Annotated in this window: 30 protein-coding genes and 2 pseudogenes; 24 read left to right on the forward strand and 8 right to left on the reverse strand. The window is 49.0% G+C overall.

The annotated features are described in order from the left end of the window. Nucleotides 1-24 precede the first annotated feature (24 nt). From BQ7489_RS13700 to tnpC (BQ7489_RS13720), 5 genes are all read left to right on the forward strand, one after another. Nucleotides 25-690, forward strand: a complete 666-nt coding sequence (locus BQ7489_RS13700; RefSeq protein ID WP_072531492.1) for an MORN repeat-containing protein — start codon at nt 25-27, stop codon at nt 688-690. Nucleotides 691-701: 11 nt separating this feature from the next. Next, on the forward strand, nt 702-986 hold the full coding sequence (locus tag BQ7489_RS13705) for a hypothetical protein (RefSeq protein WP_072531494.1): 285 nt from the start codon (nt 702-704) through the stop codon (nt 984-986). A gap of 278 nt (nt 987-1,264) precedes the next feature. Next, nucleotides 1,265-1,633, forward strand: a complete 369-nt coding sequence (locus BQ7489_RS13710; protein WP_204352735.1) for a hypothetical protein — start codon at nt 1,265-1,267, stop codon at nt 1,631-1,633. A gap of 1 nt (nt 1,634) precedes the next feature. Continuing rightward, complete coding sequence (tnpB, locus tag BQ7489_RS13715) at nt 1,635-1,979, forward strand: IS66 family insertion sequence element accessory protein TnpB (RefSeq protein WP_072529583.1); 345 nt, start codon at nt 1,635-1,637, stop codon at nt 1,977-1,979. A gap of 87 nt (nt 1,980-2,066) precedes the next feature. Continuing rightward, nucleotides 2,067-3,845, forward strand: a complete 1,779-nt coding sequence (tnpC, locus tag BQ7489_RS13720; RefSeq protein ID WP_072529584.1) for an IS66 family transposase — start codon at nt 2,067-2,069, stop codon at nt 3,843-3,845. A gap of 318 nt (nt 3,846-4,163) precedes the next feature. On the opposite strand, the pseudogene BQ7489_RS13725 reads toward tnpC (BQ7489_RS13720), so the two are convergent. Beyond that, nucleotides 4,164-4,568 (reverse strand): annotated as a pseudogene (locus tag BQ7489_RS13725) (conjugal transfer protein TraG); the annotation flags it as partial. A gap of 61 nt (nt 4,569-4,629) precedes the next feature. Between BQ7489_RS13725 and BQ7489_RS13730 the strand changes: the two are divergent. From BQ7489_RS13730 to tnpC (BQ7489_RS13740), 3 genes are all read left to right on the forward strand, one after another. Further along, entirely contained in the window at nt 4,630-5,007 is a 378-nt protein-coding gene (locus tag BQ7489_RS13730) for a hypothetical protein (protein WP_227195382.1), read from the forward strand. Further along, nucleotides 4,994-5,362 (forward strand): IS66 family insertion sequence element accessory protein TnpB, encoded by a 369-nt coding sequence (gene tnpB / locus BQ7489_RS13735; protein WP_072531207.1) that lies wholly within the window; start codon nt 4,994-4,996, stop codon nt 5,360-5,362. The genes BQ7489_RS13730 and tnpB (BQ7489_RS13735) overlap by 14 nt, the downstream gene beginning before the upstream one ends. Nucleotides 5,363-5,439: 77 nt before the next feature. Then, on the forward strand, nt 5,440-7,005 hold the full coding sequence (gene tnpC / locus BQ7489_RS13740) for an IS66 family transposase (protein WP_072531206.1): 1,566 nt from the start codon (nt 5,440-5,442) through the stop codon (nt 7,003-7,005). Between the two features lie 68 nt (nt 7,006-7,073). Here tnpC (BQ7489_RS13740) and mobC read toward each other — a convergent pair. From mobC to mobA, 3 genes and pseudogenes are all read right to left on the reverse strand, one after another. Next, nucleotides 7,074-8,714: pseudogene (gene mobC / locus BQ7489_RS13745) on the reverse strand (conjugal transfer protein MobC); the annotation flags it as partial. A gap of 17 nt (nt 8,715-8,731) precedes the next feature. Further along, nucleotides 8,732-9,973, reverse strand: a complete 1,242-nt coding sequence (gene mobB / locus BQ7489_RS13750) for a conjugal transfer protein MobB (protein ID WP_072531498.1) — start codon at nt 9,971-9,973, stop codon at nt 8,732-8,734. Next, the gene (gene mobA, locus BQ7489_RS13755) at nt 9,958-10,380 is read right to left on the reverse strand and encodes a conjugal transfer protein MobA (RefSeq protein ID WP_068856495.1); all 423 of its coding nucleotides are present in this window, start codon (nt 10,378-10,380) and stop codon (nt 9,958-9,960) included. Before mobA ends, mobB begins: the two co-directional genes overlap by 16 nt. Before the next feature lie 522 nt (nt 10,381-10,902). Here mobA and BQ7489_RS13760 point away from each other — a divergent pair. The 16 genes from BQ7489_RS13760 (at nt 10,903) to BQ7489_RS13835 (ending at nt 22,755) form a co-directional block, all read left to right on the forward strand. After that, nucleotides 10,903-11,688 carry a ParA family protein gene (locus BQ7489_RS13760; protein ID WP_072531500.1) on the forward strand — a complete coding sequence of 262 codons (786 nt, stop codon included), beginning with the start codon at nt 10,903-10,905 and terminating at the stop codon, nt 11,686-11,688. A 1-nt stretch (nt 11,689) separates the two neighbouring features. Further along, nucleotides 11,690-12,118: a DUF3408 domain-containing protein gene (locus tag BQ7489_RS13765; protein ID WP_072531502.1), complete on the forward strand. Its 429-nt coding sequence runs from the start codon at nt 11,690-11,692 to the stop codon at nt 12,116-12,118. Nucleotides 12,119-12,120: 2 nt separating this feature from the next. Then, nucleotides 12,121-12,747, forward strand: a complete 627-nt coding sequence (locus BQ7489_RS13770; RefSeq protein ID WP_072531503.1) for a hypothetical protein — start codon at nt 12,121-12,123, stop codon at nt 12,745-12,747. A 161-nt stretch (nt 12,748-12,908) separates the two neighbouring features. Beyond that, nucleotides 12,909-13,205 (forward strand): DUF4134 domain-containing protein, encoded by a 297-nt coding sequence (locus BQ7489_RS13775; RefSeq protein WP_072531504.1) that lies wholly within the window; start codon nt 12,909-12,911, stop codon nt 13,203-13,205. 10 nt (nt 13,206-13,215) lie between these two features. Then, entirely contained in the window at nt 13,216-13,551 is a 336-nt protein-coding gene (locus tag BQ7489_RS13780) for a DUF4133 domain-containing protein (protein WP_072531505.1), read from the forward strand. Beyond that, a complete protein-coding gene (locus tag BQ7489_RS13785; protein WP_072531506.1) occupies nt 13,548-16,061 on the forward strand; it encodes a TraG family conjugative transposon ATPase in 2,514 nt (837 codons plus the stop codon). The genes BQ7489_RS13780 and BQ7489_RS13785 overlap by 4 nt, the downstream gene beginning before the upstream one ends. A gap of 11 nt (nt 16,062-16,072) precedes the next feature. Continuing rightward, the gene (locus BQ7489_RS13790; RefSeq protein ID WP_072531507.1) at nt 16,073-16,423 is read left to right on the forward strand and encodes a DUF3876 domain-containing protein; all 351 of its coding nucleotides are present in this window, start codon (nt 16,073-16,075) and stop codon (nt 16,421-16,423) included. Continuing rightward, nucleotides 16,423-17,049: a DUF4141 domain-containing protein gene (locus tag BQ7489_RS13795; protein WP_068856518.1), complete on the forward strand. Its 627-nt coding sequence runs from the start codon at nt 16,423-16,425 to the stop codon at nt 17,047-17,049. Before BQ7489_RS13790 ends, BQ7489_RS13795 begins: the two co-directional genes overlap by 1 nt. An 18-nt stretch (nt 17,050-17,067) precedes the next feature. Continuing rightward, nucleotides 17,068-18,060 (forward strand): conjugative transposon protein TraJ, encoded by a 993-nt coding sequence (gene traJ, locus BQ7489_RS13800; protein ID WP_113745267.1) that lies wholly within the window; start codon nt 17,068-17,070, stop codon nt 18,058-18,060. A 20-nt stretch (nt 18,061-18,080) separates the two neighbouring features. Next, nucleotides 18,081-18,704 (forward strand): conjugative transposon protein TraK, encoded by a 624-nt coding sequence (traK, locus tag BQ7489_RS13805; RefSeq protein WP_068856486.1) that lies wholly within the window; start codon nt 18,081-18,083, stop codon nt 18,702-18,704. Between the two features lie 4 nt (nt 18,705-18,708). After that, nucleotides 18,709-18,996 carry a TraL conjugative transposon family protein gene (locus BQ7489_RS13810; protein WP_072531511.1) on the forward strand — a complete coding sequence of 96 codons (288 nt, stop codon included), beginning with the start codon at nt 18,709-18,711 and terminating at the stop codon, nt 18,994-18,996. Continuing rightward, the gene (traM, locus tag BQ7489_RS13815) at nt 18,974-20,269 is read left to right on the forward strand and encodes a conjugative transposon protein TraM (RefSeq protein ID WP_072531513.1); all 1,296 of its coding nucleotides are present in this window, start codon (nt 18,974-18,976) and stop codon (nt 20,267-20,269) included. The genes BQ7489_RS13810 and traM overlap by 23 nt, the downstream gene beginning before the upstream one ends. 34 nt (nt 20,270-20,303) lie before the next feature. Continuing rightward, nucleotides 20,304-21,239 (forward strand): conjugative transposon protein TraN, encoded by a 936-nt coding sequence (gene traN, locus BQ7489_RS13820; protein WP_072531515.1) that lies wholly within the window; start codon nt 20,304-20,306, stop codon nt 21,237-21,239. A 3-nt stretch (nt 21,240-21,242) separates the two neighbouring features. Continuing rightward, nucleotides 21,243-21,827 (forward strand): conjugal transfer protein TraO, encoded by a 585-nt coding sequence (locus tag BQ7489_RS13825; protein WP_072531518.1) that lies wholly within the window; start codon nt 21,243-21,245, stop codon nt 21,825-21,827. 13 nt (nt 21,828-21,840) lie between these two features. Further along, the gene (locus BQ7489_RS13830) at nt 21,841-22,278 is read left to right on the forward strand and encodes a DUF3872 domain-containing protein (RefSeq protein WP_072531520.1); all 438 of its coding nucleotides are present in this window, start codon (nt 21,841-21,843) and stop codon (nt 22,276-22,278) included. Between the two features lie 84 nt (nt 22,279-22,362). Continuing rightward, entirely contained in the window at nt 22,363-22,755 is a 393-nt protein-coding gene (locus tag BQ7489_RS13835) for a hypothetical protein (protein ID WP_072531522.1), read from the forward strand. A 135-nt stretch (nt 22,756-22,890) separates the two neighbouring features. On the opposite strand, the gene BQ7489_RS13840 is transcribed toward BQ7489_RS13835, so the two are convergent. From BQ7489_RS13840 to BQ7489_RS13855, 4 genes are read right to left on the reverse strand one after another with little or no spacing between them, the layout of a single operon-like run. Then, the gene (locus BQ7489_RS13840) at nt 22,891-23,373 is read right to left on the reverse strand and encodes a DUF7258 domain-containing protein (RefSeq protein ID WP_072531524.1); all 483 of its coding nucleotides are present in this window, start codon (nt 23,371-23,373) and stop codon (nt 22,891-22,893) included. An 11-nt stretch (nt 23,374-23,384) separates the two neighbouring features. Further along, nucleotides 23,385-23,606 (reverse strand): DUF3873 domain-containing protein, encoded by a 222-nt coding sequence (locus BQ7489_RS13845; protein WP_072531526.1) that lies wholly within the window; start codon nt 23,604-23,606, stop codon nt 23,385-23,387. Between the two features lie 21 nt (nt 23,607-23,627). Continuing rightward, nucleotides 23,628-23,840: a hypothetical protein gene (locus tag BQ7489_RS13850; RefSeq protein ID WP_072531528.1), complete on the reverse strand. Its 213-nt coding sequence runs from the start codon at nt 23,838-23,840 to the stop codon at nt 23,628-23,630. Nucleotides 23,841-23,890: 50 nt separating this feature from the next. Then, nucleotides 23,891-24,424: an antirestriction protein ArdA gene (locus BQ7489_RS13855; protein WP_072531530.1), complete on the reverse strand. Its 534-nt coding sequence runs from the start codon at nt 24,422-24,424 to the stop codon at nt 23,891-23,893. Nucleotides 24,425-24,863 lie beyond the last annotated feature (439 nt).

Raw genomic sequence — 24,863 nt, forward strand, 5'->3', positions numbered from 1 at the left:
TTGTTCAATAAATAGTATAGAAATATGGCTAAACAATTTTATACAGCAAAATCACGTGAAGATTTTAATGGGTCAACTGAACCCTATACTTTTACTGGAGAATGGGAAAATGGTAAGCCCAATGGATATGGTATAAAATACTATTCAGATGGAACTACTAACAGAGACTACTTTAAGAATGGTATGCTTAATGGTTATGGTGTTTGTCATTATGCTGACGGAGTCGTTTATGAAGGGAATTTTATAAATGATTTAAAAGATGGTTATGGAGTCGAATTTGGGAAAATAATCTATCGAGGTTTTTTCAAAGAAGATAATTATCACGGCAAAGGTGTGTTGATAATTCCAGGTCAAATAGATTATATTGGAGATATAGATATGGAAAATGATATAATGCATGGGGTTGGAATGTTAGATTTTCATGACGAGAAGGGAGAGTATTATGTCGGTCAACTTTATCGTGGAAAACGGGAGGGATATGGCAAATTAATTTATGGCGATGGAAGTTCTTATGAAGGTGAATGGAAAAATAATGAACAAAATGGAAAAGGGTCAGTAACATATCCAAATAAGGGGTATCGTTTTGAATGTACTTTTAGAAATGGTCTAGCACATGGTTGTGGAAAGTTTATTTCTTTCGATGGAAGAATATTAAAGGAAGGTTTATGGATTAATGGTAAAATTCAATAAATAAAGATATTATGACCTTGTATGACACAAAAATGATGTCATTACTCAACAAATTAAAAGAGTATGACAACCAAATAATAATGTTAGAAAAAGAGTTAAAGGCTCTAACTGACCAATATTCTGATGGTGTGACCTTGAAGCAACAGATTACGCTGTATCAGCTTATGCGTTCTGATTTGAATTATAAAAATAATAAAAAGATTATAGAATCAAAGTTGACTTTATTGCGAGCTGAACGAGATAAATATTACACAGATGAGATGGTGAACATTCAAAGAATGATGGATTACATATAATGAAGAGGAATACCGACATAAATATCAGATAATTATCTTTACCCGAAGTTTTGTTGGTGTGATAGTACTTTACGATTAAATAGACTCAAATATACTCCATTTATATATTGATTTACAGAAAAATGTGTTAACTTTGTAAACGCAATGCATTTGTAGCAAATGCCATGACTATTATGGTACTCTTTTTTAGAAAAGGAAAGTAACCATACTATTTTCCGCCTTGACGCACATTATTCACAAACCTACCTTTGCGCCATAACCAAATAACAACAATGATTATGGCGAAAGAAAAAGTAAACTATCAGGAGGTATATGACCTCTATCAGTTATGCAGCGAGACCAAGGATCTTCGGGAGTTCTGTGCTGATTATGGAGTAAACTACGACAAGTTCATGAACTGGCAGCGTCATCAACTGTGGAGCGAGAAGTTAGGCAAGACTGTTCATGTAGAACAACCTAAGGTTGCCAAAGTCCAGATAACCGGCAAGCCTTGCAACAGTCCAACTGTAAAGTTGGAAGTGAAACAGCCTGAAGGTGAATCTCCGATTAAGTGGGTAAAACTGCAATTGACATCCGGAGCGACACTGTTTCTGAGAAACACCACAGTTCTTGATTTGAGTCTGTTGCTTAATAAAATGATAGGATGATATGCTTGGACTGAGTGCTAACCTGAACTATTACCTGTTCAACGGTAATGTGGATTTGCGGAAAGGAATCTTCCGTCTGTGTGAGAGTATAAGGGAAGATATGTCACTTGACCCGAGTGATGCATCCAATGTATATATGTTCATGTCCCGTAACCGCAAGGTCGTGAAGATACTTCATTACGAACGTGGTTTTTATGTGCTTTACGAGAAACGTCCTATCATGGGGAGATTCAAGAAACCGGTGTTTGATGAGGTCTCCAAATGCTACCGGATACAATGGTCGGACATGGCCTATCTTACGGAGAGTATTGTAGTCGACAAGATGTATGTCAGTCCTAAAGAGTAATATTAATGCATTGATTATCAATAAAATAATGCAAAAATAATTGATAAAAAGTTTGCGTAACTGCTTGATTTTTCGTACCTTTATATCATGATTGATGAAAGAGCATACGAGTTACTTTGCTGCCAGCTGGGTCTGGCGAATGAAGAAAAGGCAGGGCTCCGCAAACAGAATAAAGAACTGATTGCGAGGCTTGAGTCTATTGAAAAATCCAACAGGGAGAACTCAAAGGCTCTGATTGATACAATCAATGATCTCAAAGATTCCCTCGAAAAGCAATCAACCACGGTTGAACATTACAGGAAAGAAATAGAACTTATGAGAAAGCAGCTTGAGGCAAAAGACGAGGTGAACATGATGCTGGCAAATGAGATATCCAATCTCAGGCTTCAGCTTGAGGATAGCAGGAAACATCGTTTCGGCCGTACCTCCGAGCAAAGAAGGCTGCTGAACAACCGTAACATTGACAAGTCTGCGATGGAGAAGTCCGAGTATGACGGCTCTGATAAGAAAGATGATAATAATAAGGCAGATGGTAACGGTACTGGCAGCAATACCTCTTCCGGTAACGTACCTGCACAGAACTGCAGGCCTTCAAGGAAAAAGGAAACAGCTCCCCGTGCAGAAAAGACCAGGCTGAAGGTGGATAAGGTAGTTGTTCATGAAATAGAAGACTATTATCAGCTTCCTGAAGGTGCAAGGTTTATGAACCGCAACGGTATGCCTGATGTGTGGGAATACAGGGTTGTAGAACATGTAAGGGCTCATAACGTGGAGCATGTGTACAAGGTGGCAAGGGTAAAGCTTGCAGACGGCACTTTCACAAGCACCATGGAGCATCCCTTGAAAAACCTTGGAGGAATCTTCTCCCCTGATTTGCTTGCCCGTCTGCTTTGTCTGAAATATGACTTCAGCATGCCTGAAAATAGACAGATAAGGCTGCTTGCAAGAGAAGGTATCCATATAAGCAACACCACGCTGAACAGCTATATCCATAACGGAATCGCCAAACTAAAGGAATTTATCGGAGATGCATTCAAGGAGTTTGTACAGAGGGCAAAATACCTTATGGTTGATGAGACTACCGAACTCGTTGGAGTTGAAACACCGGAAGGTAAGGCTTACAGGAGAAAGTACTTATGGGCTTTCTTTGCAAAGCATATAAAGATGGTCTATTATCACTATAACAACGGCAGCAGGTCTTCCGATACGGCAAAGTCGTTCCTGGAATATTTTATGGGAACCATATCCACTGACGGATATACGGTTTACAGGATGTTTGACGGAGAAGCCTCAAAGGTGCTTCACATAGGATGCTGGACGCACTGCAGGAGGTTGTGGGTTGATGCCTTGCCTTCAGACAGAACTGCGATGGATATAATAGACCCTATCGGTGATATGTTCAGAAATGAAGACTTGTTCCGCACAATGAAACTCAGCGGTGAGCAGATTAAGGAAAAAAGACTTAAACTTACAGGACCGATTCTTGAACGTATCCATCATAAGGTGGTCATGATGATGCAGGATACCAAACTCATGGCAAACGAACTGATGAGAAAGGCTGTGAACTATACGTTAAACCAGTGGAAATCCCTGAAAAATATCCTCAAGGACGGTGCAGCGGAAATATCGAACAACCTCTGTGAGCAAAGGATGAAACCTGTAAAGCTGCTGCTCAAAAACTGTATGAATATCGGCAGTGAGGATGCGGCAGAAAACTCGGCATTCATCTTCTCGCTGATAGAAAGCTGTAAGTTGAACGATATAGACCCTCAAGATTACCTGAAGCACTTGTTTGAATGTATTCTTCATGGTAAGGTCTGCGACAAGAAGACTCTTCTGCCATGTTTTTATAAACCGGAATGTTAAAACAAAAATATTTTCTCGCGGACATTTTTATTTTATCGGCTGAAAAACAGCCGATAAAATTGTCGTGGCGGGAAATAGTATGCTTACGAAATTAATTGTATAAGTATCCTGAAAGATAATTCCCCTTTATTTAATATTATTGCTATAAAGTATTTCTCAATAAACTATTTGGATCATTGGTAAATTAAACCTACTTATTTGAATTATTTGTAAACTATTTAGTTTATAATAAAGTCAATTTACTTTATATTTCCAAAAAATCAATCATTATAGGAGTATGTAATTAGTAAAATTCTCTGTGTCATGAAAGAATATCAATTATTCTTCCTCCTTAATCAAATGGCACAGCTCCGGGTCATTCTTGATACGGATTAACTCGTCCTCGACAATCTGCCGGACTTCCTGACGGATGCGCTCGTAGTTGGCTTGTATTTCCTCCTGCATCCGGTCGTTGCCGTCCTTGTCGGTGAAGTCGATAATCTGCGGCAGCTTCACGTAACGGGCTGTTTCCCGTTTCACCTTCTCGTTGTCCACCACGATTTCACAGTGGAAAATCTTCTGTTCTATCCGTTCATCGAAGTTGTCCGCCACCGCCCCCACGAACATGCCTTGCGTGAGGTTGGATATTTTGCTGGCAGGTATCAGGCTGTCCATTTGGGTGCTTATCGAGGTGGACTTCTCCCGCTGGTTGATTGTCATGCTCTGCCGTTTCGTAAGCATTCGGTAAACCACGTATTTTTATCTCCAACTTCCATCATTAACTTTACGTCCAAAAAGCAAAGTTATGATGACACGAGAAGAAGTAGTAGAGATAATGAACTACTGCAAAGAGCACAAAGTGACTTATAAGTCAAGATTAGAGGAGCTCAATATCCCTGTATGGCGGTTTTATGACAGCAAATCCCGTTATGCCGCCGAGCAATCATCGGGTAAATCGGCTCAAGGTGAGTTTATCGAGCTTCCCCACAGCGGATCTTTTGTTCCTGTTCCTTCATTTGCCGGAACAAGCGGGCGTAAACAGAAAAACGCACCGATCCCGCCAAGCGGATTGAAAGAGATAGAAATACGTACACCGGCCGGTACTGCCATACGCATTTGCGGTGAGCTAAATGAAAAGGAACTGTTTTCAATCATCCAGGCCTGCAGCCATGTTCAGCCTTAATGACAGTATGCGCTATCTGTTGTATAACCGCCCGACTGATATGCGCAAAAGCTTTCATACTCTCAGCGGTATCATTACCGACGCCATGGGTCAGGACCCCAGCAACGGCAACGTATATATCTTCATAAACCGTGCCCGTGACCGCATAAAGCTCCTGCATTGGGAGCCGGGCGGCATGGTGCTGTATTCCAAACTTCTGGAAGCCGGTACCTTAGGCAAGCCTGATTCTGCCAACGACAATGAGGTCTGTACAAATATAGAATGGCGGGAACTTGTCATGATTGTGGAGGGTATCATGGAAGCCCGCGACTCCCGTCGCACGAGACTTGAAAACCTGCAGAAACTTCGAAAATAGTATCGGATTTTTACTCTATTCGCTTTTGTATGTCATTGGATTTTAGTATATTTACATTGTAGAACAATGAGATACAGATGCTTACAGAAGAACAGGAAAAAGCCTTATTGGAAGAAATTGAGAAGCTCCGTCAGGATAAAGCGGCGCTTATCAGCAGGGTTTCCTCGCTGGAACAATCCCTTTACTGGCTCCGGAAAAAAGTCTTTGGGCGGATGAGCGAGAAGAGTCTTCCGCTTGATCCCAACCAGCTGTTTCTGTTCTCAAAGGAGGAAATGTCCTCCATGGAAATATCCCGGATGGAGAAGGAAGTCCGCAAGAGTGAAGAAGAAATCACCAGAACTATAAAAGTCAAGGAAAAACCGGTCCGCAAGTCTCTGGACACTTCCTCACTGCCTGTAGAGGTTGTTGATCTTTACCCTGAAGGGACAACAGACGAGGAAGGCAGGCTTAAGGATGAATTCATTGAAATCGGAAAGGAAGAGAGTTCACGCCTGGAACGTGTTCCGGCAAAAGTATATATCCTGAAGACCGTCCGTCACAAAGTGATAAGTAAATCCGATATGGAGAAATACCCCGAGGAAAGGCAGATCCTGATTCACCCGCTACCTCTTGTTCCGGTCAGCAAATGTATGGCAGGCGCCTCGGTCCTGACGGACATTATCATCGGCAAGTTCATGTATCATCTCCCGTTCTACCGTCTGATACAGCAGTATCGCGAATCAGGAATCAGCATAAGCGAATCTACCATGTGCGGATGGTATGAAATGGCGGTGGAGAAACTCAAGCTGCTGTACAACCTGCTCAAACAGAAGATACTCTCCAGTGAGTATATACAAGTGGACGAGAGTGTCATTCCTGTGATGGACAATGAGAAACATAAGGCGAAAAAAGGGTATGAGTGGTGCGTGCGCGACGGCATCACGGGGGACGTCATGTTCCATTATGACCGTGGCAGCCGTTCGGGGATGGTAGCCCGTGAACTGCTGGGATGCTACCGTGGCATTGTGCAATGTGACGGCTATGCAGCTTACGAACAGTTCGAGCAGATGAAAGGAATCACCCTGGTCGGCTGTTGGGCACATGCCAGAAGGAAGTACGTGGATGCCCTGGAAGAGAACAGGACCCTGGCCACACAGGCAATACACTACATCGGCAAGCTGTACAAGATAGAATCTGAAGCCAATGATGCCGGACTCGCAGCCGAAGAGCGTAAGGAAAAACGTATCAGTGAGGCCTATCCGCTGATACTTGAATTTGAAAAGTGGCTGCAGGATGCTTATCTCAGAGTGCTTCCTAAAAGCCGCATGGGTAAAGCCATCGAATATACGTACACGCTTCTTCCCAGGCTTTCCAGATACGTAAACGACGGAAGAATCGAAATTGATGACAACCGCATAGAAAATGCCATAAGACCTTTGGCCTTGGGCAGAAAGAATTATCTGTTCTGCGGCAACGACGCATCCGCATACAGGGCTGCCATCGTGTACTCACTGATTGCCACCTGCAAGTCTGCAGAAGTAGACCCCAGAATCTGGATGGAAGATGTCCTGAGTAAAATCCCATATTATGAAAGGGATGAGAAGAATATGGAAGAACTTCTACCACGTGATTGGGCTAAATCCCATCAAACTTGTTCCGAATAGATACTATTAGTTCCGAATCGACTACAAATAACACCGATTCGGAACTAATTCACAAAATTTGCAACGTGGTTTACCGAATGCTTACGCCGTTTCTGCAACACTTTCCCGAAACGCTCCGACAGGATTTTTGCCGTTTCACCGACCACCTGACCGCTGAACACGTTGCCTACCGTATTTTGTATCACACGGCTTTCCTTGTCCCCGTAGTCACGGGTAAGCTGGCTGTAATCCTGAAAGCCCAGCAGAACCGCCACCTTATTGCTTCGGGCGGTCGCAATCAGGTTGTCAAGACCACGGAAATAGATAGTGGGCAACTCGTCTATAATCACCGAACTTTTAAGCTGACCTTTCTTGTTTATCAGCTTCACTATTCTACTGTTATACAATCCCAGTGCCGCCGAATAGATGTTCTGGCGGTCGGGATTGTTGCCGACAACCAGTATTTTAGGCTCTTTCGGGTTGTTTATATCCAGCGAGAAATCATCGCCCGTCATTACCCAGTAAAGTGCCGGGCTTATCATACGTGAAAGCGGTATTTTGGCACTCGCTATCTGCCCCTGCAACTGCTCTTGGGCATCTGATTCCCAAGCGTCCACGAACGGGGAAAGATAATTTTCCAGTTCGGGATAGCTGCGCAAAATCGTGAACACATCGGCGTATTTCTTGTTCAACAGTTCAATGGCATGGGGAAACGTGCAATACCTGCCGCCCTGATAGATGCGCAAATACCAAATGATAGCCGCCAAAAGGATAATCGGACTTTCCACGAAGAAGTCGCCCTGCTTGGTTATCCAACTGCGATTGAGGTTGAGCATTATCGTATAGCTGGCTTCGTAAGCGTCCGCTATGTCCGACATGAAACTGGCGTTTATCGGGTTGCACCGGTGGCTCCTGCGTGGGTCGTCAAAATTGATAATGTAAAACTTGGGCTTGACCTTGTAGCCGTCCAAATGCGTGAGCAAATGATTATATGCTATTTGCGACAGGTCGGGAAACTTATAATCATAACAGTAGAGTGCAAAACCCTTCTCGATTTGCTGTTTTATGTAATTGTTTACCACTGCGTATGACTTTCCGCTTCCCGGCGTGCCCAGCACAAGGCTGGCACGGAACGGGTTCACCACATTTATCCACCCGTTGTTCCATTTCTTCTTATAATAGAAACGTGTTGGCAGGTTTATCGAATACTCGTTCTCGATAAGTCGGGTTTCCTGCTGGAAACTCTCGTTCTCGGTGTTAAAGACATCATCCATAAGGTTGTTCTTCAACAGGCGGGACATCCATGTACCCGCCATGAGCAGGCATATATAGCCCACAGACAGCGTGGCGATGTAAAATGCCGTGTCCGCCGTATGCGGCAAGGGCAGTTCCAGCAGCCACCAGTTCAGGAAAAACAGGACGAAACCCACCACAAGGCAGCAATGTATCTTCGTCCAAGTTATCTTCTCGTTCTTCACCCCCTTTGTCCCGATGCACGATAGGGCGAGAAACACCACCGCAAAAAGTTTCGTCCACAGCATGGACGAGAACAGCCCGGTGGTACGCTGGAAGTTCCACAAAATCTTGTCAATCACTTCAAAGGTTACTCCCCATCCTTTCAGGCTGGAGTAACAGAACCAATACACGTTTATTCCCACGAATAAAATACTGATTGTCCGCATAAAGTCCATGACCCTTGCAAGCCCCCTCAAATCATCTTCCTGTTGCATAGTCGTATGTTTTTAAGTTATTCGATGCGTCTTGTGCGCTTCTTTTTCTTCTTTCTCTTTTGCCCGGCGGTGTCCTGCGGCGGTTCTTCTCCTATGGAAGATCCGCCGAACAACCCGCCCAGTCCGCTGACCGGAAGCCGTGCCGCCGTATGCGGCTGCTGCGTGAAGTCCTGCCCTTGTCCCCGCTGCGGAGCAACGCTTTCGGTCTGTCCCGTTTGGGCATCCGAATACTGGTCATTGAACACGTTCGCCGAAAACTCCTTGCCCAAACGTGAACCGTTCAATACCACCCGGCTGTCGTGGTCGATGAACGTAACGCCATAGATGCGCCCGCTGTCGTTCTGCCGGAACACCACGTCAATGCCCTGCCGTTTCAGTTCCTGTTCAAACTTTTGTCGGTTACGGGCGGTCTGCATGGCTGCGGCGACAATCTTCCGGGTACGCTCTTTCAGCTTCCCGTCCTTAATCGTCTTGCCCGATTTCTCCATCCTGCACAGCACCGCTTCGTAGCCCACCGACTTGCCGATGCGGGATGCCTTTACCGGGTTACCCACCTTTTCGCCCTTATCGTCCGTGGCGGAATAGACAATGCCCTGATAGGGTCTGCCGTTTATTTCCCCCTTGACTTCCTCGGCGCACACGTTGCAGGTGGCAAGCAACGCCCTGTACTCCCCGAACGACTGGAAGCGGTAGCCGTAACAAGCCGCTTTCACAGTATTGCCAATCTGGTGCTTCACGTCCCCGGCTGCGTAATCGACCTTTTTAAGTTCGGGGCGTTCGGCACGCTCCTTTCTCTCCGCCGGATGCAGGTTGTATTTCCGTTCCAGTTCACGGGTAATCTGCTTGCTTCTCCGGTGCTCGAACCTGTCATTCAGCGGCTTGCCGTTTTCGTCCACCCGTAAGCCCACGATGTGGATATGGTGGCGGTCGATGTCCTCGTGTTTATAGACCAAATAAGGCTGGTCGCCATAGCCCAACTTCCGCATATACTCCCGTGCGATGTCAGACAACTGCTGGTCTGAAAGCACGTCTTCCGGGTGCGGGTTTATGGAAATGTGCAATATCGGCTTCTTGGTGGACAAATGGACGGGCATCTGCATTTCAAAGCTGCGCATACACCCGCCGATGCTGGAATGCCCGTCCTCGTCCAACAGCATTTTATTGGAGAAAAGCACCTTTGCTTCCCCGTTGTCCACCTTTTCCTGATTGTATGCCAGTGCGCCGAACATGGAACTTCCCGTACTTATTTTGGCAACCATAGTTCCCTGCACTCGTTTGTCAGGTCGATAACCTGACGGTTCAACATAGCCAGTTCGGTAGTCGCTTTCTCCAGTTTATAGAGAAAAGCCAGTGCCTTTTTCTCCGAAAAGTTACTATTTAGAGCCTTTACCACTTGGTTGTAATTGACCGCAACCGCTCTGAATTGTGCATAAAATTCGGTCAGTCGGGCGCAATACTCGACCGCCGACTTGTCCACTTTCACCACCCGGAACGGCTCGCCGAAGATACGTGCGGCGATGAAACGGGACTTGCTCGAAACGCCCGACTGCTCCCACTGCGAGAGGAAGCGGGCGTTCTCCCGGTCGTTCAGGTAAAGTACATGGCGATGTTTCGCCGGGTCTTGGAGGGCGGGGCGACCGCCCTTGCTGTTTTTCCTTGTTTCCATACTTCCTTGAATTAAAAAATCACGACTTCGGAGTGGTTTTTACCCCCGTAAGGGGCAAGGCGTTTTCAGGCACGGAAAACGGTTTCGTGTGCCACGAAACACACCTTGCTATTTTCTGGCGAAAATCGAAAATCCGTCCGGGACGGATTGGGGTCTGCATCAGGCGGCAAGCCCTGCCGTCCACCAGCACCGTTACACGTCTTTACCCCTTGCGGCTCGTTACTCCGCTGCAAAGTAACGGTGATTTATAATGCTGTAAAATAGGCAGTTGGTGGACAAACTGGGACACGAAAGGACAAATCGGGACACATCTAAAAACGGACGTTTTTTCTCCTTTTATTTGCATAAGATTTCAAGATTGAAAGACACATTTCAATCAGGCAAGAACGGTTGAAAGCAGGATTTCAAGAAAGAATGAAAGCAGGAAAACAAGATTGAAATAAAGCAGTCTTGCCATATTTCAAGCCTGCAATATGGAAAGCCCGAATGATTGGAAGCAATAAACAAATATATCAACCAATAATGAACGGAAGCAATATGGAAAACAAGAAAACACCCCTTTATGTCGCCTTTTCCACCCAGAAGGGCGGGGTCGGCAAAACCACCTTTACCGTGCTTGCGGCGAGTTATCTCTATTACCTCAAAGGCTACGATGTGGCGGTAGTCGATTGCGACTACCCGCAACACTCCATTGCCGGGATGCGCAAGCGGGATGCCGAACAGGTCGGGGCGGACGAGGATTACAAGCGTATGGCGTATGAACAGTTCACCCGTCTGGGGAAGAAAGCCTACCCGGTGCTGTGCAGTTCGCCCGAAAAGGCGATAGCCACGGCTGACGGATATACGGCAGAAGCCGGACACGTGCCGGACATCGTGTTTTTTGACCTGCCGGGCACGGTGAACAGCGAGGGCGTGATAAACTCCCTTGCGGGCATGGACTATATCTTCACCCCGATTTCCGCCGATAAGGTGGTTCTTGAAAGCAGCCTGTCGTTTGCGGTGGCTATCCAAAAGCTGCTGGTGAGGAATGAAGCCTGCCGACTTGCCGGGCTGTACCTCTTCTGGAACATGGTGGACGGTCGGGAGAAAACCGACCTCTATGCCGCCTATGACAAAACGATAAAGGAACTGGAACTGCCGCTGATGAAAACCTTTATCCCAGACACCAAACGCTACAAAAAAGAACTGGTAACGGACAGGAAAGCGGTGTTCCGCTCCACGCTCTTTCCCGCCAGCCGCCCGCTGGTAAGGGGCAGCAACTTGGAAAAACTGATAACAGAAATGATGTATTACATTAAATTACAATGATATGGCAAAGCAAAACGGCACTCTGCCGAAAATAGACGAGGATTTCATGCGGGAACTTATCTCGCAGGGTGTTCCCGCCAAGCAGGACAAGCAGCCGGAGGACATACCGAACCCCGGCGGCGAAACGGGCATCCCCCAAGAGGGACAACAGACGGAAACGGTACGGATGGAGAAACCGACACCCCGCAGGCGCAAGGGTTGCACGGGCGACTACCGGGAAACCTACTTCCAGAAAGTGGAACTGGCAGACCGACAACCCTTGTACGTGAGCCGAGCCACCCACGAGAAACTGATGCGTATCGTGACGGTGATAGGCGGGCGCAAGGTGACGGTAAGCAGCTACGTGGAAAATATTCTGCTGCGGCACTTCGAACAGTACCAAGACGAGATAAACGCCTTGTACGAAAGCCACTTCCAAAAGCCTGTCTGACTATGGTAACCTATTGCATACTTACCGGGCTTCTGGTGTACTATATCGCCCTGTGGCTGTGGTATCGCCATGCGGACAACAGGCGTTCCGAAAAGGGAACAAATGATAAAACCGTTCCCGAAAGTCAGGCGGACGGCTACACGCTGATAGGCGAGAGCCGCTACAAGGGTGGACTAATCGGGACAGTGCAGGACAAATCGGGACACCTCCCGCAAGCGGCTGAAAATGATACTATTTTTGCGGCGCAAGCTGCCGGACAGCCGGACGAAACGCCCGACTACGGGGATGACGAACCCGATTACGAGGACGAAGAAATATCCGGGTACATGGACGGGGACGATGATACGGGCAGGGCTGCGGGCGTGAGCTTTGAGGAACTGGGCGAAACGGTACGCACGGCGAACGCCGACAACTCCACCGAAGCGGAACAGCGGCAAGCCGCCGTGACGCTGGCACGGATTGATGGGACGAACCTCTACGATGCGGTGGTGGAGAACATCAACGGCGGGCTGGCAAAGGTGGCGGAACTGCTGGGACGCAACGAAGCGGAACTGGCTGCGGCTGCTCCCGCCGGAACTGGCAATACCAGCGGGGAATACGAAGCGTTCGACATGAACGAGTATCTGTAACATAACAAGTAACGATATGAAGCAACGTGATTACGGTTGATTGGAAATACTGACACCAACAGACGGCATCCGTGCCGCAACCACTAAAATTTCAAATTATTCATCCGCCGTGCGACAGCGGACTATCCACCCGCTGTCCCGGCATTAAAATCCAATTCGCAATGAAAAAGAAAATCTTTTTGTCGGCGGCTCTCCTTGCCGCTGTGGTAAGTGCCTACGCACAAGGTAACGGACAGGCGGGCATTACCGAAGCCACCAACATGATAACCAGCTACTTCGACCCCGGAACAAAGCTGGTGTACGCAATCGGGGCGGTCTGCGGCTTGATTGGCGGTGTAAAAGTGTATAACAAGTTCTCAAGCGGTGACCCCGATACCAGCAAGACCGCCGCAAGCTGGTTCGGGGCGTGCATCTTCCTGATTGTCGCCGCCACTATCCTGCGTTCGTTCTTCCTCTAAAACGGCGGCTATGTCTGAATATCCGGTAAACAGGGGTATCGGGAAGCCGGTGGAGTTCAAGGGGCTGAAAAGCCAGTACCTTTTCATCTTTGCGGGCGGCTTACTCGCCGTGTTCGTGGTGTTCATTGTCCTGTTCATGGCAGGCGTGAACCAGTGGCTATGTATCGGTTTCATCGTGTCGGCTTCGCTGCTGCTCGTATGGCAGACGTTCCGGCTCAACGCCAAGTACGGCACGCACGGACTGATGAAAGCTGCCGCCCGCAAAAGACATCCCCGCTTCATCATCAGCCGAAAGGCGATACCCAGATTATTCACCTATAAAAAAAGAAAGGAAGAAAGACCATGAGGAATATGTTAAAGGCTACCACGCTGGAAAGGAAATTTCCCCTTTTGGCGGTGGAGAACGGCTGCATCATTTCAAAGGATGCCGACATAACGGTGGCTTTCCGGGTGGAACTGCCCGAACTGTTCACCGTTACCAGTGCCGAATATGAAGCCATACATTCGGCATGGTACAAGGCAATCAAGGTACTGCCCGACTATTCCATCGTACACAAGCAGGACTTCTTCATCAAGGAGAGCTACCAGCCCGACACGGAAAAGGACGAACTCAGTTTCCTGTCCCGGAGTTTTGAACGGCATTTCAATGAACGCCCGTTCCTGAACCATTACTGCTACCTGTTCCTGACAAAGACGACAAGGGAGAGAAGCCGCAGACAGAGCGACTTCTCCACCCTCTGCCGGGGCAGGATTGTTCCGCAGGAGATTGCGGACAGAGAAACGGTTATGAAATTCATCGAAGCGGTCGGACAGTTCGAGAGGATCATGAACGACAGCGGGTTTGTCACGCTTACCCGGCTAGCGGCACCGGAAATCACCGGGCAGGACGGAAAGGCTGGCATCATCGAGAAATATTTCTCGCTCTCGCAGACAGATACCACCTGCCTGAAAGACATCGGGCTTTACCCGGAAGAAATGCGTGTCGGGGACGACATACTGTGCCTGCACACGCTTTCGGACGTGGAAGATTTGCCGGAAAAGGTCGGTACGGACACACGGTTTGAAAAGCTGTCCACCGACCGGAGCGACTGCCGCCTGTCATTCGCCGCCCCGGTGGGCGTGCTGCTGTCGTGCAACCACGTCTATAACCAATACATCTTCATAGACGACCATGCCGAAAACCTGAAAACGTTCGAGCAGACCGCCCGGAACATGCAGTCGCTTTCCCGCTACTCCCGTGCCAACCAGATAAACAAGGAATGGATAGACGAGTACCTGAACGAAGCGCACAGCAAGGGGCTTGTTTCCGTGCGCTGCCACTGCAACGTCATGGCTTGGAGCGATGACCGGGAGGAACTCAAACGCATACGCAACGATGTGGGAAGCCAGCTTGCCCTGATGGAATGCAAGCCACGCCACAACACGGTCGATACGCCCACGCTCTTTTGGGCGGGCATACCGGGCAACGAGGGGGACTTCCCGGCGGAAGAAAGTTTCTACACGTTCTTGGGGCAGGCTCTCTGCCTGTTCGTGGAAGAAACGAACTACAAGAGTTCGCTTTCGCCCTTCGGCATCAAAATGGTGGACAGGGTGAGCGGGCGACCGCTGCACATCGACATATCAGACCTGCCCATGAAGAAAGGCATCACGACCAACCGCAACAAGTTCATACTTGGGCCGAGCGGCAGCGGGAAGTCTTTCTTCACCAACCACATGGTACGCCAGTATTACGAGCAGGGGGCGCACGTGCTGCTGGTAGATACGGGCAACAGCTATTTGGGGCTGTGCCAGCTTATCCACAACCGCACGCACGGCGAGGACGGGATTTATTTCACCTACACCAACGAGAACCCGATAGCGTTCAACCCGTTCTATGTCGAGGACGGGGTATTCGACATCGAAAAGAAAGAGAGTATCAAGACCCTTATACTCACCCTGTGGAAGCGGGACGATGAAGCCCCGAAGCGGTCGGAAGAAGTAGCGTTGTCCAATGCGGTAAGTGCCTATATAGAACGTATCACGGGCGACAGGTCGGTAACACCCTGCTTCAACACGTTCTACGAGTTTGTCCGGGACGAATACCGCCGACAGCTTGAACGGAAGAATGTCAGGGAAAAGGACTTTGACATTGACGGCTTCCTGAACGTGCTTGAACCCTATTACAAGGGCGGCGAGTATGACTACCTGCTCAACTCCGACAAGGAACTGGACTTGCTGCACAAACGCTTTATTGTCTTCGAGCTGGACAATATCAAAGACCACAAGATACTGTTCCCGATAACGACCATCATCATCATGGAAGCCTTTATAAACAAGATGCGCAAATTGAAGGGAATAAGAAAATTAATCCTGATTGAAGAAGCGTGGAAAGCGATAGCGTCGGCGAACATGGCGGACTACATAAAATATTTGTACAAAACCGTCCGAAAGTATTTCGGGGAAGCGATTGTGGTAACGCAGGAAGTGGAGGATATTATTTCCTCGCCTATCGTGAAAGAGAGCATCATCAACAATTCGGACTGCAAGATTCTGTTAGACCAAAGGAAATATCTCAACAAGTTCGACAGCATACAGAACCTCTTGGGACTGACCGACAAGGAACGTTCGCAAATATTGTCCATCAACATGGCAAACCATCCCGGACGGAAGTACAAGGAAGTGTTCTTCTCGCTGGGCGGCACGCAGTCGGCGGTGTACGCAACGGAAGTTTCGCTGGAGGAATATTACACGTACACGACCGAAGAAAGCGAGAAAACGGAACTGTTCGCCCTTGCCGACAAGCTGGGCGGCAACCTTGAAGTGGCTGTCAAACGGCTTGCGGAGAGCAAAAGAAATCCCGGATTATCAACCACCTAAAAATAAACGATATGAAATTAATGGACAATCTGATTTACACGCTGCTGTCCGCCTGCCTGCTGGCTGGCTGCAAGGACAGTGAAAGCAAGGAACTGGAAAGGATGCGGGGCGACTGGGTACACGTCAGGGGACACCCGGCTTTCACACTCACGGAAACGGACGGCAGATACACCGTCACCCGTAAAGCGAATGTCAGGGGCAGGGTACTGGAAACGACTTATCCGGTGACAGAGCGGAACGGCTGCCTGTTCATTGAAACAGGCTTCGGCATACAGTTCACCTACGACAAAAAGAACGACCGGATAACGCTCCTGCCCGGCGGCGAATACAGGCGTGTTACAAATCCTAAAAACAAAAAATGATGAAAAGAACGATTCTTCTTATGGCGGTATGCCTGTGCTTCATGGGCAGGGCATCCGCCCAGTGGGTGGTGTCAGACCCCGGCAACTTGGCTCAGGGCATCATCAACACCGCCAAACAGATTGTGGAAACGGCGGGGACGAAAGCCAACACCCTGAACGGCTTTCTGGAAACGCAGAAGATTTTCCAGCAGGGGAAAGCCTATTACGATGCGCTCAAATCCGTGCATGATGTCGTCAAGGGCGGTATCAAGGTGAAGAAAAGCATCGAACTGGTGGCGGAAATCTCCGAAATCTACGTCAGGAACTACCAAATCATGCTCGCCGACCCGTATTTCACGGCGGACGAGCTGGCGACCATATCCTCCGGCTATGCCATGCTGCTGGACGAGAGTTCGGACGTGCTTCAGGACTTGAAAAATGTCGTGAACATCACGGGCATGTCGCTGACGGATGCCGAACGGCTGGCAATCATCGATAATGCCTACCGAAGCCTGATGAACTACCGCAATCTCGTGAACTACTACACCCGCAAGAACATTTCCGTGTCCTACCTGCGGGCAAAGAAAAAGAACGACACCGACCGGGTGCTGGCTCTCTACGGCTCGGCGGATGAACGCTACTGGTAACATCAAACGGACATGCCTATGTTGTTAGCAGTGGATTTTAACAACCTGCACCAAGTGCTGCGGGTGCTGTATGACGAAATGATGCCCCTGTGCGGTAACATGACTGGGGTAGCCAAAGGGATAGCCGGGCTGGGTGCGCTGTTCTATGTAGCCGCCAAGGTATGGCAGTCGCTCGCACGGGCGGAAGCCATAGACGTTTACCCGCTTCTACGCCCATTTGCGCTGGGGCTGTGCATCATGTTCTTCCCCACGTTCGTGCTGGGGACTATCAACACGGTGCTGTCGCCGATTGTGAAAGGATGCAGCCAGCTTATGGAAACGCAGACCTTCGACATGAACGAGTACCGGGCACAGAAAGACAGGCTGGAGTACGAAGCCCTGATGCGAAGCCCGGAAACGGCATACCTCGCTTCGGACGAGGAATTTGACAGGCAACTGGAGGAACTGGGCTGGTCGCCCTCCGACATGGTTACCATGACGGGCATGTACATGGACAGGGCGGCATACAACATCAAGAAATCCGTCCGGGACTGGTTCAGGGAACTGCTGGAAATACTCTTTCAGGCGGCGGGGCTAATTATCGACACGCTGCGCACTTTCTTCCTGATAGTGCTCTCGATACTGGGTCCGCTGGCGTTCGCCCTTTCCGTCTATGACGGTTTCCAAAGCACGCTGACCCAGTGGATTTCACGCTATATCTCGATTTACCTGTGGCTTCCCGTGTCGGACTTGTTCAGCAGCGTGCTGGCACGCATACAGACACTGATGCTCCAGAAGGACATCGAGCAGCTTTCCGACCCGAACTTCATACCGGACGGGAGCAGTACCGTGTATGTAATCTTTATGATTATCGGCATCGTGGGCTACTTTACCGTTCCGACTGTGGCAGGCTGGATTGTGTCAGCCGGGGGTACAACCGCATACAACCGCAACCTGACACGTGCGGGCGCACTCACGGGTGCGGCGGCAGGTGCGGCAACCGGAAAGATTGCAGGAAAACTTCTCAAATAACCAACTTCAATTTTTAGAATATGGAATTCAAGTCATTGACGAACATCGAAACGAGCTTCCGGCAAATCCGGCTCTTTGCGCTGGTATTCATCTGCCTGTGCGCACTGGTCACGGGCTTTGCCGTGTGGAACTCGTACAGCTTCGCCGAAAAGCAGCGGCAGAAGATATACGTCCTCGACAACGGCAAGAGCCTGATGCTGGCTCTCTCGCAGGACATGGCGCAGAACAGACCAATTGAAGCGAAATCGCACGTGAAGCGTTTCCACGAACTCTTTTTCACGCTCTCGCCCGACAAGGACGCCATCGAGGGAAACATCAAACGCTCCCTGTTCCTCGCCGACAGGAGTGCGTTCAACTACTACAAGGACTTGTCGGAAAAGGGCTACTACAACCGTATCATTTCGGGCAACATCAACCAGACGGTGGAGATTGACAGCGTGAAATGTGACTTCAACCAGTACCCCTACAAGGTGAGAACCTATGCCCGGCAGCTTATTGTCCGGGAAAGTAGCCTGACGGTCAGAAGCCTTGTCACCACGTGCAGGCTCCTGAACGCCACACGGAGCGACAACAACCCGCACGGCTTCATCATGGAAGCGTTCACGATTGACGAGAACAGGGATTTGCAAACCATTAAACGATAGCCTTATGGAGAGGAAGCGAAATTACATTGAAACGGTGCGGGACTGGGCGGATGAACGCCTGTGCCGCCTGTGCGGGCGTATCACGCCGGGCAAGCGGCTGGCGGTCATCCTCGTAATGTCCGCCCTGTTCGGCGGCTTGTCCCTCTATATCACCGTTTCGTCCATTTACAGCATCGGGAAACGGGACGGGCAAAGGCTGCAAATCGAACACATCCGGCAGTTCCCGCTGCACGGTAACGACAGTATCAATTTAACAAACAGACCTGAATATGGAAGAAGTACAGAAAAATGAACCGGGCAGACAGCCCGAAAAGGAGAAGAAGCCCAAACGGGAACTTTCCCCGAAAGAGGTGCAGCGGCGCAGGAAAATGATAGTCTTCCCGCTGATGTTCCTCGCCTTTGCAGGGTGCATGTACCTGATATTCGCCCCCTCCGGCAAGGAGAAAGCGGAAACGGAAAGCGTGGGCGGTTTCAATGCCGACATCCCGCTGCCCGCAGAGGACGGGATTATAGCGGACAAGCAGACCGCCTACGAGCAGGCGATGATAAGCCGGAAACGGCAGGACAGAATACAATCCCTTCAGGACTTCGGTTTCATAGGGGACGATGAAACGGAAGAACCGCAGGCGGAAGTCGGACTGATGCCGGAAGAAGATCCGAAGCCCGTGCGGGGCGGCGGCGCTTCTTCCTCGGCGACCGCCTACCGGGACATCAACCGCCAGTTGAGCACGTTCTATGAAACGCCCCCGGAGGACAGGGAAAAAGAGGACTTGAAACGGCAGGTGGCTGAACTGACCGAAAAGCTGGAACGTCAGCGGGAAGCCACGCCCACCGCTGACGAACAGATGGCTCTATTGGAAAAGTCATACGAGCTTGCCGCCAAATATGCAGGCGGCGACAGGCAGGCGGCACAAGTGCCAGTCGTGGGCGACATCGAAAAGAAGCCGGAAGCAGTGTCCGTGCAGGCAGTACGGGACAACGCCGTTTCAGGGCTACAACAGCCCATGAGCGATGCCGATTTTATCCGTGCTTACAGCCAGCCACGCAACTACGGCTTCAACACGGCGGTAGGAACGGGTTACGCAATGGGCAGGAACACGATAGCCGCCTGCATCCATCAAGACCAGACGCTGACGGACGGGCAGGCGGTAAAACTCCGACTGCTTGAACCCATGCAGGCGGGCAGCATCATCATCCCGAAGAATACCCTTGTGGCGGGCACGGCAAAGGTACAGGGCGAACGTCTCGACATACTGGTGTCCTCGATAGAGTATGCGGGAAACATCATCCCGGTGGAACTCGCCGTGTTCGACACGGACGGGCAAAAGGGGCTTTCCGTCCCGTCCTCGATGGAGCAGGAAGCCTTCAACGAGGCGATGGCGAATATCGGCAGCGGGCTGGGTACAAGCATTTCCTTTACGCAGAACGCCGGGCAACAGGTGGCGATGGACGTTACAAGGGGGCTGATGCAGGGTGCGTCCGGTTACCTTGCCAAGAAGTTCCGAACCGTGAAAGTGAAGCTGAAAGCCGGGTACAGGGTGATGCTTTACGCCAAACAGCAATAATCATTTGACAAACCACTAAAATTTCCAATTAACGATGAAACAGATTTTTGTAATGTGCGCCCTCCTGCTGGGCGTGTGTGCGGCAAACGCACAGGAAACCGACACGGTGAAGTATGCGGCAGGCAACGACTTGTACCGGGGTATCACCCGAAAGCTGCCTTACCGACAAATGGTAACGCCCTACGGCGTGGAAGTGACTTTCGCCAAGACGGTGCATATCATTTTCCCCTCCGCCGTCCGCTATGTAGATTTGGGGAGCAACCACATCATAGCGGGCAAGGCTGACGGTGCGGAAAACGTAATCAGGGTGAAAGCCACGACAGAGGGCTTTCCGGGAGAAACGAACTTCTCCGTCATCTGCGAGGACGGCAGCTTCTATTCATTCAACGCCAAGTATGCCCGTGAGCCGGAAATGCTCAACATCGAAATGAAGGACTTCTTGGAAAATGAAGATACGTCCGACTTTTCGCATACCCGCATGAACATCTATTTCCGGGAACTGGGAAATGAAAGCCCGCTGCTGGTAAAACTGATAATGCAGAGCATCTACAAGAACAATGACCGTAAAGTGCGACACTTGGGCAGCAAGCGTTTCGGCATACAGTTCTTAATCAAGGGGATTTACACCTATAACGGGATGCTTTACGTGCATACGCAGACGAAGAACAGTTCCAACGTGCCTTTCGACACGGACTTCATCAAGTTTAAGATTGTCGATAAGAAAGTGCCCAAACGTACGGCTATTCAGGAAACGGTACTGGATGCGGTACGCAGCTACAACGAGGTGATAGAGATTGCCGGGAAAAGCACTGTCCGGACGGTGTACGCCCTGCAGAAGTTCACCATCCCGGACGACAAGCTGCTGCTGGTGGAGCTTTACGAGAAGAACGGCGGTCGGCATCAGACCATACGGGTGGAGAATGCCGACATCGTGAACGCCGAAGTGATAAACGAACTGAAAATAAAGTAGGGAATGAAGAAACACATCTTTTTTATAATGACACTCTTTGCGCTGTGCCTGCATTTGAACCAGGCACACGCGCAAAGATACCTTCCGGGCATGAAAGCCTTGCAGGTAACGGCGGGCATGGCGGACGGGGTACATTGGAACTCCGACACGGATTTTGCCTGTCATTTCGGGGCGGCATACAGCGTCTATACCAAGAACGCCAACCGCTGGGTGATTGGCGGGGAATACCTGCATAAGAAGTATGACTACAAGGATATGCGCATTCCGGTAGAACAGTTCACGGCGGAGGGCGGCTATTACCTGAAATTCCTTTCGGACAGGCGAAAGACCTTTTTCCTCTCGCTGGGGCTGTCGGCTCTCGCCGGGTATGAAACGAGCAACCGGGGCGACAAGCTGCTGCCGGACGGGGCTACGCTGCTGGACAAGGACTGTTTCATCTACGGCGGTGCGCTCACGCTGGAACTGGAAACCTACCTGACCGACCGGGTGGTGCTGCTCGTCAATGCGAGGGAACGTATGCTGTTCGGCTCGGACATCGGCAAGTTCCACACGCAGGTAGGCATGGGACTGAAATTCATTATCAACTGACCGCTATATAATAATGTATATGAAGAATGTAATGTATAAAATCATCGTGGGCTGCTACATCGTGGCCGCCCTCGTGCTTGTAACCGCCTGTAATGACAGCTTGGACATTCAGCAGGCTTACCCGTTCACGGTGGAAACGCTGCCCGTACCCAAGAAACTGAAAGTGGGCGAAACAGCCGAAATACGCTGCCAACTGGTGCGTGGCGGCGACTACCAGCCTACGACCTACCAGATACGCTATTTCCAGCCTGACGGCAAAGGAAAGCTGGAAATGGATAACGGTACGGTGTTCCTGCCCAATGACCTGTACCCGCTGGAGAAAGAAACGTTCCGGCTCTACTACACATCGGCATCGACCGACCAGCAGACGATTGACATCTATATCATCGACAGCTTCGGGCAGATGCAGCAGGTTTCATTCAGTTTCAACAACGACAACGGAAAAGAATAACTACACGAAAAAACTATGAAACAATTTGTTTGGTATTCTCCAATTCAGTAAATTCGTAAAGTATTTAATTTTATATATAATAATATGGATAATAGATTAATACTGAACGTAAAAAAAGGAAATTGCTTTGGCTTTTTCAGTAGCAATGAATACGGATTAATATTAGGGGAAGTAGTCGATTTTAACGATACTGATGTTAAATTCGACAATTATGAATTACCAGTTAATTATGCTTCTATTCGGAGAATAGAGATTAATCAGTTAAATTGTGAAAGCTTTGGTTGGCAGAAATCTGATAAAACGTTATCTTCTTTTATTATCAATGATAGTTCTGCTGTTATTTTTGATAACGGACAGCCTGCATTGGCATATAGAACTCAATCGGGGATAATGCAAGTTGGTATTAGATACTTAGATGAGTTGCAAGAAGCCTTTAGAGTAGGATTAGGTGAAGAATTGCCTATAAAACGAGATTAAAATCATTAACCACCAGCCGATATTTTCGGTGGGTGGTTTTTTATTAGGGAACATGGTCGGGTTTCTTTGGCTACTTTCATTTTTCGCCAATGGCTCATGAAAGAAAGTAGCGGCGGCATTTCTGCCGCCTTTGTATCAACTGATTTTAAGACTCTGTATGGGTATATTTTTCTCTAACCACACCTTTACCTGTTCAAAGTTGTATTCTCCCGTTATGACCGCCGTATGGTCGTTTATGGCTAAAAACCTGACACTTTCATAGCTGTTTATCCAACCTTGCAAAGAAGAAACGCCCCAAGTGGAAACATCTTCAAAAACGCTGCGGTCTATCTGGCTGATAGGCTCACTGAAAACTACTGTCATCGTCTGAAAGTCCGGTTCGTCTGCCAACAGTCGCAAATGATGCAGCGTGCCGAACTCGTCCGTCTTGCGTCCCCATGCCCAATCTTCCGTATACAAATCATCGCCCCACTGCTGCGGTTCATCGAAACCCACTTTCACGTTTACAGAATACTTGTTTTCCTCGATGTCCTCGATAACGCCCGTTACCATCATGCCCGTAAAAATACACTCGCAACGTCTGCCGATTAGGTTCTTGTTTACTTCTGTCGTTTTCATACACTTAAAATTTATCTGTTATTACCCTGTTCTTTCTTTTCTATCCATTTATCCCGCCTGTGGCGGCACTCTGCCAGCGTTTTAGCCACTGTGGAAAACAGTTCCCCGTCCGTGTGGCGGTAGTCGTACTGGTAAAATATCCGTCCCTTGAATGCGACCGGACAGTATTTTACAAACTTTTCCTCTCCCGGTGCTTGGGTGATGCTCACCCCGTTTCTGTTCAATGATTGCATGATATTCTGGTTTTTTATTCGTTATATACTCAGTAGGGAAAGCAACAGCAGGAAAAGCAGAGCCACGCACAACGCATAAAACGCCGACAGGCAGACCCGGAGCAGGAAACAGACGGCACGAAATACAAGATATGCCGTTACCGCCGTGATTGCTCCGGCTGTGCAGGCGAGCCGCCACACAAGGCAGAACAATAACACCCGCAGGATGATTTTATAAGTGCTTTTCCGTTTCATCGTTTCTCTGTTTATGCGGGCAGGGCTTTTAACCCCGCCCGAATGGTCGTTTAAGCCGCCCGGAATACAAACCCGTCATCAAACCAGTAGTCGCACATGAACAAATCACGGGCAAACTGTTTGTAGTCGAAATAGGTTTTTGCGAACTCCGGCAGGTCGTAACATTCTTCCACGATTTGGTAGGCGAAATCTTCTTCATCGTCATATTGTCCCTGATATTCGTCCTGAAAGTCCCGTACAAGGTCGTCCACATCTTCCTCGCTCAAATCATGGCTTTTGTAGTTGCACCACACGAAAAAGGCTTCCTGTTCGGTGTCGCCCAACTTTTCCACCGCATCCCGCAAGGTGAAGAAGTTCTCGGAAATCCAGCTTTCGCCGATTAGGTTTTCCGGTACGTTCTCCCAGTCCTGAAACATATACTCCGCATCTTCCTCGTCCTTGTGAAGCTCCCGGCAGGCTTCGTAAAAATCTTCCTTGTCCGAATAGTCCGACAGGTCAAGCCATGCCCCGAACAATGAACCGTTGTTGTACTTGCCATAAGTGCCTACATAAACTCTTGCTTCCGATAATGTTGCTGCTTCCATATCCTGTAATTTTTAAGTTTTTAATTTTATGCGGATTTGAGAGGTGAGGGAGTTGAAGTTTCACTGAACTTTTTTCCTGTTTCCCGTAAATCTGACTTTTTTTTTATGCGTCTTCCGGTCGGGTCGGTCGTTTTCGTTTCACATAGGCTTAAAAGGGCAGTGTTTAGAGTTTGCAGGGTTTTGTGGAAAAAATACCTCGCAACGAATGTCGCAGGGAAGATTTTTTCGCCAAACCTGAAAAGGCTTGACCTTGCAAACCCGTGAAGAACACGTAACTACCTTTGTCTATTGAAATGATAAAAACGACCTCCCGGCTGGAGGACTGCTTAATGAGGAAGATTTACAGGTTGGGAAACAGGGAAAAAGTTCTTGTTCCCCATTCAGTCCATTAGGGAATTGCCTATGCGGGCGGGAAAAACAAGTGTGTCGGGAGTTCACC

The sequence above is a fragment of the Bacteroides ilei genome, assembly GCF_900128495.1.
GTDB lineage: Bacteria > Bacteroidota > Bacteroidia > Bacteroidales > Bacteroidaceae > Phocaeicola > Phocaeicola ilei.

Coding starts and splice junctions, on each gene's coding strand:
- BQ7489_RS13700 (WP_072531492.1), top strand. CDS start 25: ATGGCTAAACAATTTTATACAGCAAAATCACGTGAAGATTTTAATGGG.
- BQ7489_RS13705 (WP_072531494.1), top strand. CDS start 702: ATGACCTTGTATGACACAAAAATGATGTCATTACTCAACAAATTAAAA.
- BQ7489_RS13710 (WP_204352735.1), top strand. CDS start 1,265: ATGGCGAAAGAAAAAGTAAACTATCAGGAGGTATATGACCTCTATCAG.
- tnpB (WP_072529583.1), top strand. CDS start 1,635: ATGCTTGGACTGAGTGCTAACCTGAACTATTACCTGTTCAACGGTAAT.
- tnpC (WP_072529584.1), top strand. CDS start 2,067: ATGATTGATGAAAGAGCATACGAGTTACTTTGCTGCCAGCTGGGTCTG.
- BQ7489_RS13730 (WP_227195382.1), top strand. CDS start 4,630: ATGATGACACGAGAAGAAGTAGTAGAGATAATGAACTACTGCAAAGAG.
- tnpB (WP_072531207.1), top strand. CDS start 4,994: ATGTTCAGCCTTAATGACAGTATGCGCTATCTGTTGTATAACCGCCCG.
- tnpC (WP_072531206.1), top strand. CDS start 5,440: ATGCTTACAGAAGAACAGGAAAAAGCCTTATTGGAAGAAATTGAGAAG.
- mobB (WP_072531498.1), bottom strand. CDS start 9,973: ATGGTTGCCAAAATAAGTACGGGAAGTTCCATGTTCGGCGCACTGGCA.
- mobA (WP_068856495.1), bottom strand. CDS start 10,380: ATGGAAACAAGGAAAAACAGCAAGGGCGGTCGCCCCGCCCTCCAAGAC.
- BQ7489_RS13760 (WP_072531500.1), top strand. CDS start 10,903: ATGAACGGAAGCAATATGGAAAACAAGAAAACACCCCTTTATGTCGCC.
- BQ7489_RS13765 (WP_072531502.1), top strand. CDS start 11,690: ATGGCAAAGCAAAACGGCACTCTGCCGAAAATAGACGAGGATTTCATG.
- BQ7489_RS13770 (WP_072531503.1), top strand. CDS start 12,121: ATGGTAACCTATTGCATACTTACCGGGCTTCTGGTGTACTATATCGCC.
- BQ7489_RS13775 (WP_072531504.1), top strand. CDS start 12,909: ATGAAAAAGAAAATCTTTTTGTCGGCGGCTCTCCTTGCCGCTGTGGTA.
- BQ7489_RS13780 (WP_072531505.1), top strand. CDS start 13,216: ATGTCTGAATATCCGGTAAACAGGGGTATCGGGAAGCCGGTGGAGTTC.
- BQ7489_RS13785 (WP_072531506.1), top strand. CDS start 13,548: ATGAGGAATATGTTAAAGGCTACCACGCTGGAAAGGAAATTTCCCCTT.
- BQ7489_RS13790 (WP_072531507.1), top strand. CDS start 16,073: ATGAAATTAATGGACAATCTGATTTACACGCTGCTGTCCGCCTGCCTG.
- BQ7489_RS13795 (WP_068856518.1), top strand. CDS start 16,423: ATGAAAAGAACGATTCTTCTTATGGCGGTATGCCTGTGCTTCATGGGC.
- traJ (WP_113745267.1), top strand. CDS start 17,068: ATGTTGTTAGCAGTGGATTTTAACAACCTGCACCAAGTGCTGCGGGTG.
- traK (WP_068856486.1), top strand. CDS start 18,081: ATGGAATTCAAGTCATTGACGAACATCGAAACGAGCTTCCGGCAAATC.
- BQ7489_RS13810 (WP_072531511.1), top strand. CDS start 18,709: ATGGAGAGGAAGCGAAATTACATTGAAACGGTGCGGGACTGGGCGGAT.
- traM (WP_072531513.1), top strand. CDS start 18,974: ATGGAAGAAGTACAGAAAAATGAACCGGGCAGACAGCCCGAAAAGGAG.
- traN (WP_072531515.1), top strand. CDS start 20,304: ATGAAACAGATTTTTGTAATGTGCGCCCTCCTGCTGGGCGTGTGTGCG.
- BQ7489_RS13825 (WP_072531518.1), top strand. CDS start 21,243: ATGAAGAAACACATCTTTTTTATAATGACACTCTTTGCGCTGTGCCTG.
- BQ7489_RS13830 (WP_072531520.1), top strand. CDS start 21,841: ATGTATATGAAGAATGTAATGTATAAAATCATCGTGGGCTGCTACATC.
- BQ7489_RS13835 (WP_072531522.1), top strand. CDS start 22,363: ATGGATAATAGATTAATACTGAACGTAAAAAAAGGAAATTGCTTTGGC.
- BQ7489_RS13840 (WP_072531524.1), bottom strand. CDS start 23,373: ATGAAAACGACAGAAGTAAACAAGAACCTAATCGGCAGACGTTGCGAG.
- BQ7489_RS13845 (WP_072531526.1), bottom strand. CDS start 23,606: ATGCAATCATTGAACAGAAACGGGGTGAGCATCACCCAAGCACCGGGA.
- BQ7489_RS13850 (WP_072531528.1), bottom strand. CDS start 23,840: ATGAAACGGAAAAGCACTTATAAAATCATCCTGCGGGTGTTATTGTTC.
- BQ7489_RS13855 (WP_072531530.1), bottom strand. CDS start 24,424: ATGGAAGCAGCAACATTATCGGAAGCAAGAGTTTATGTAGGCACTTAT.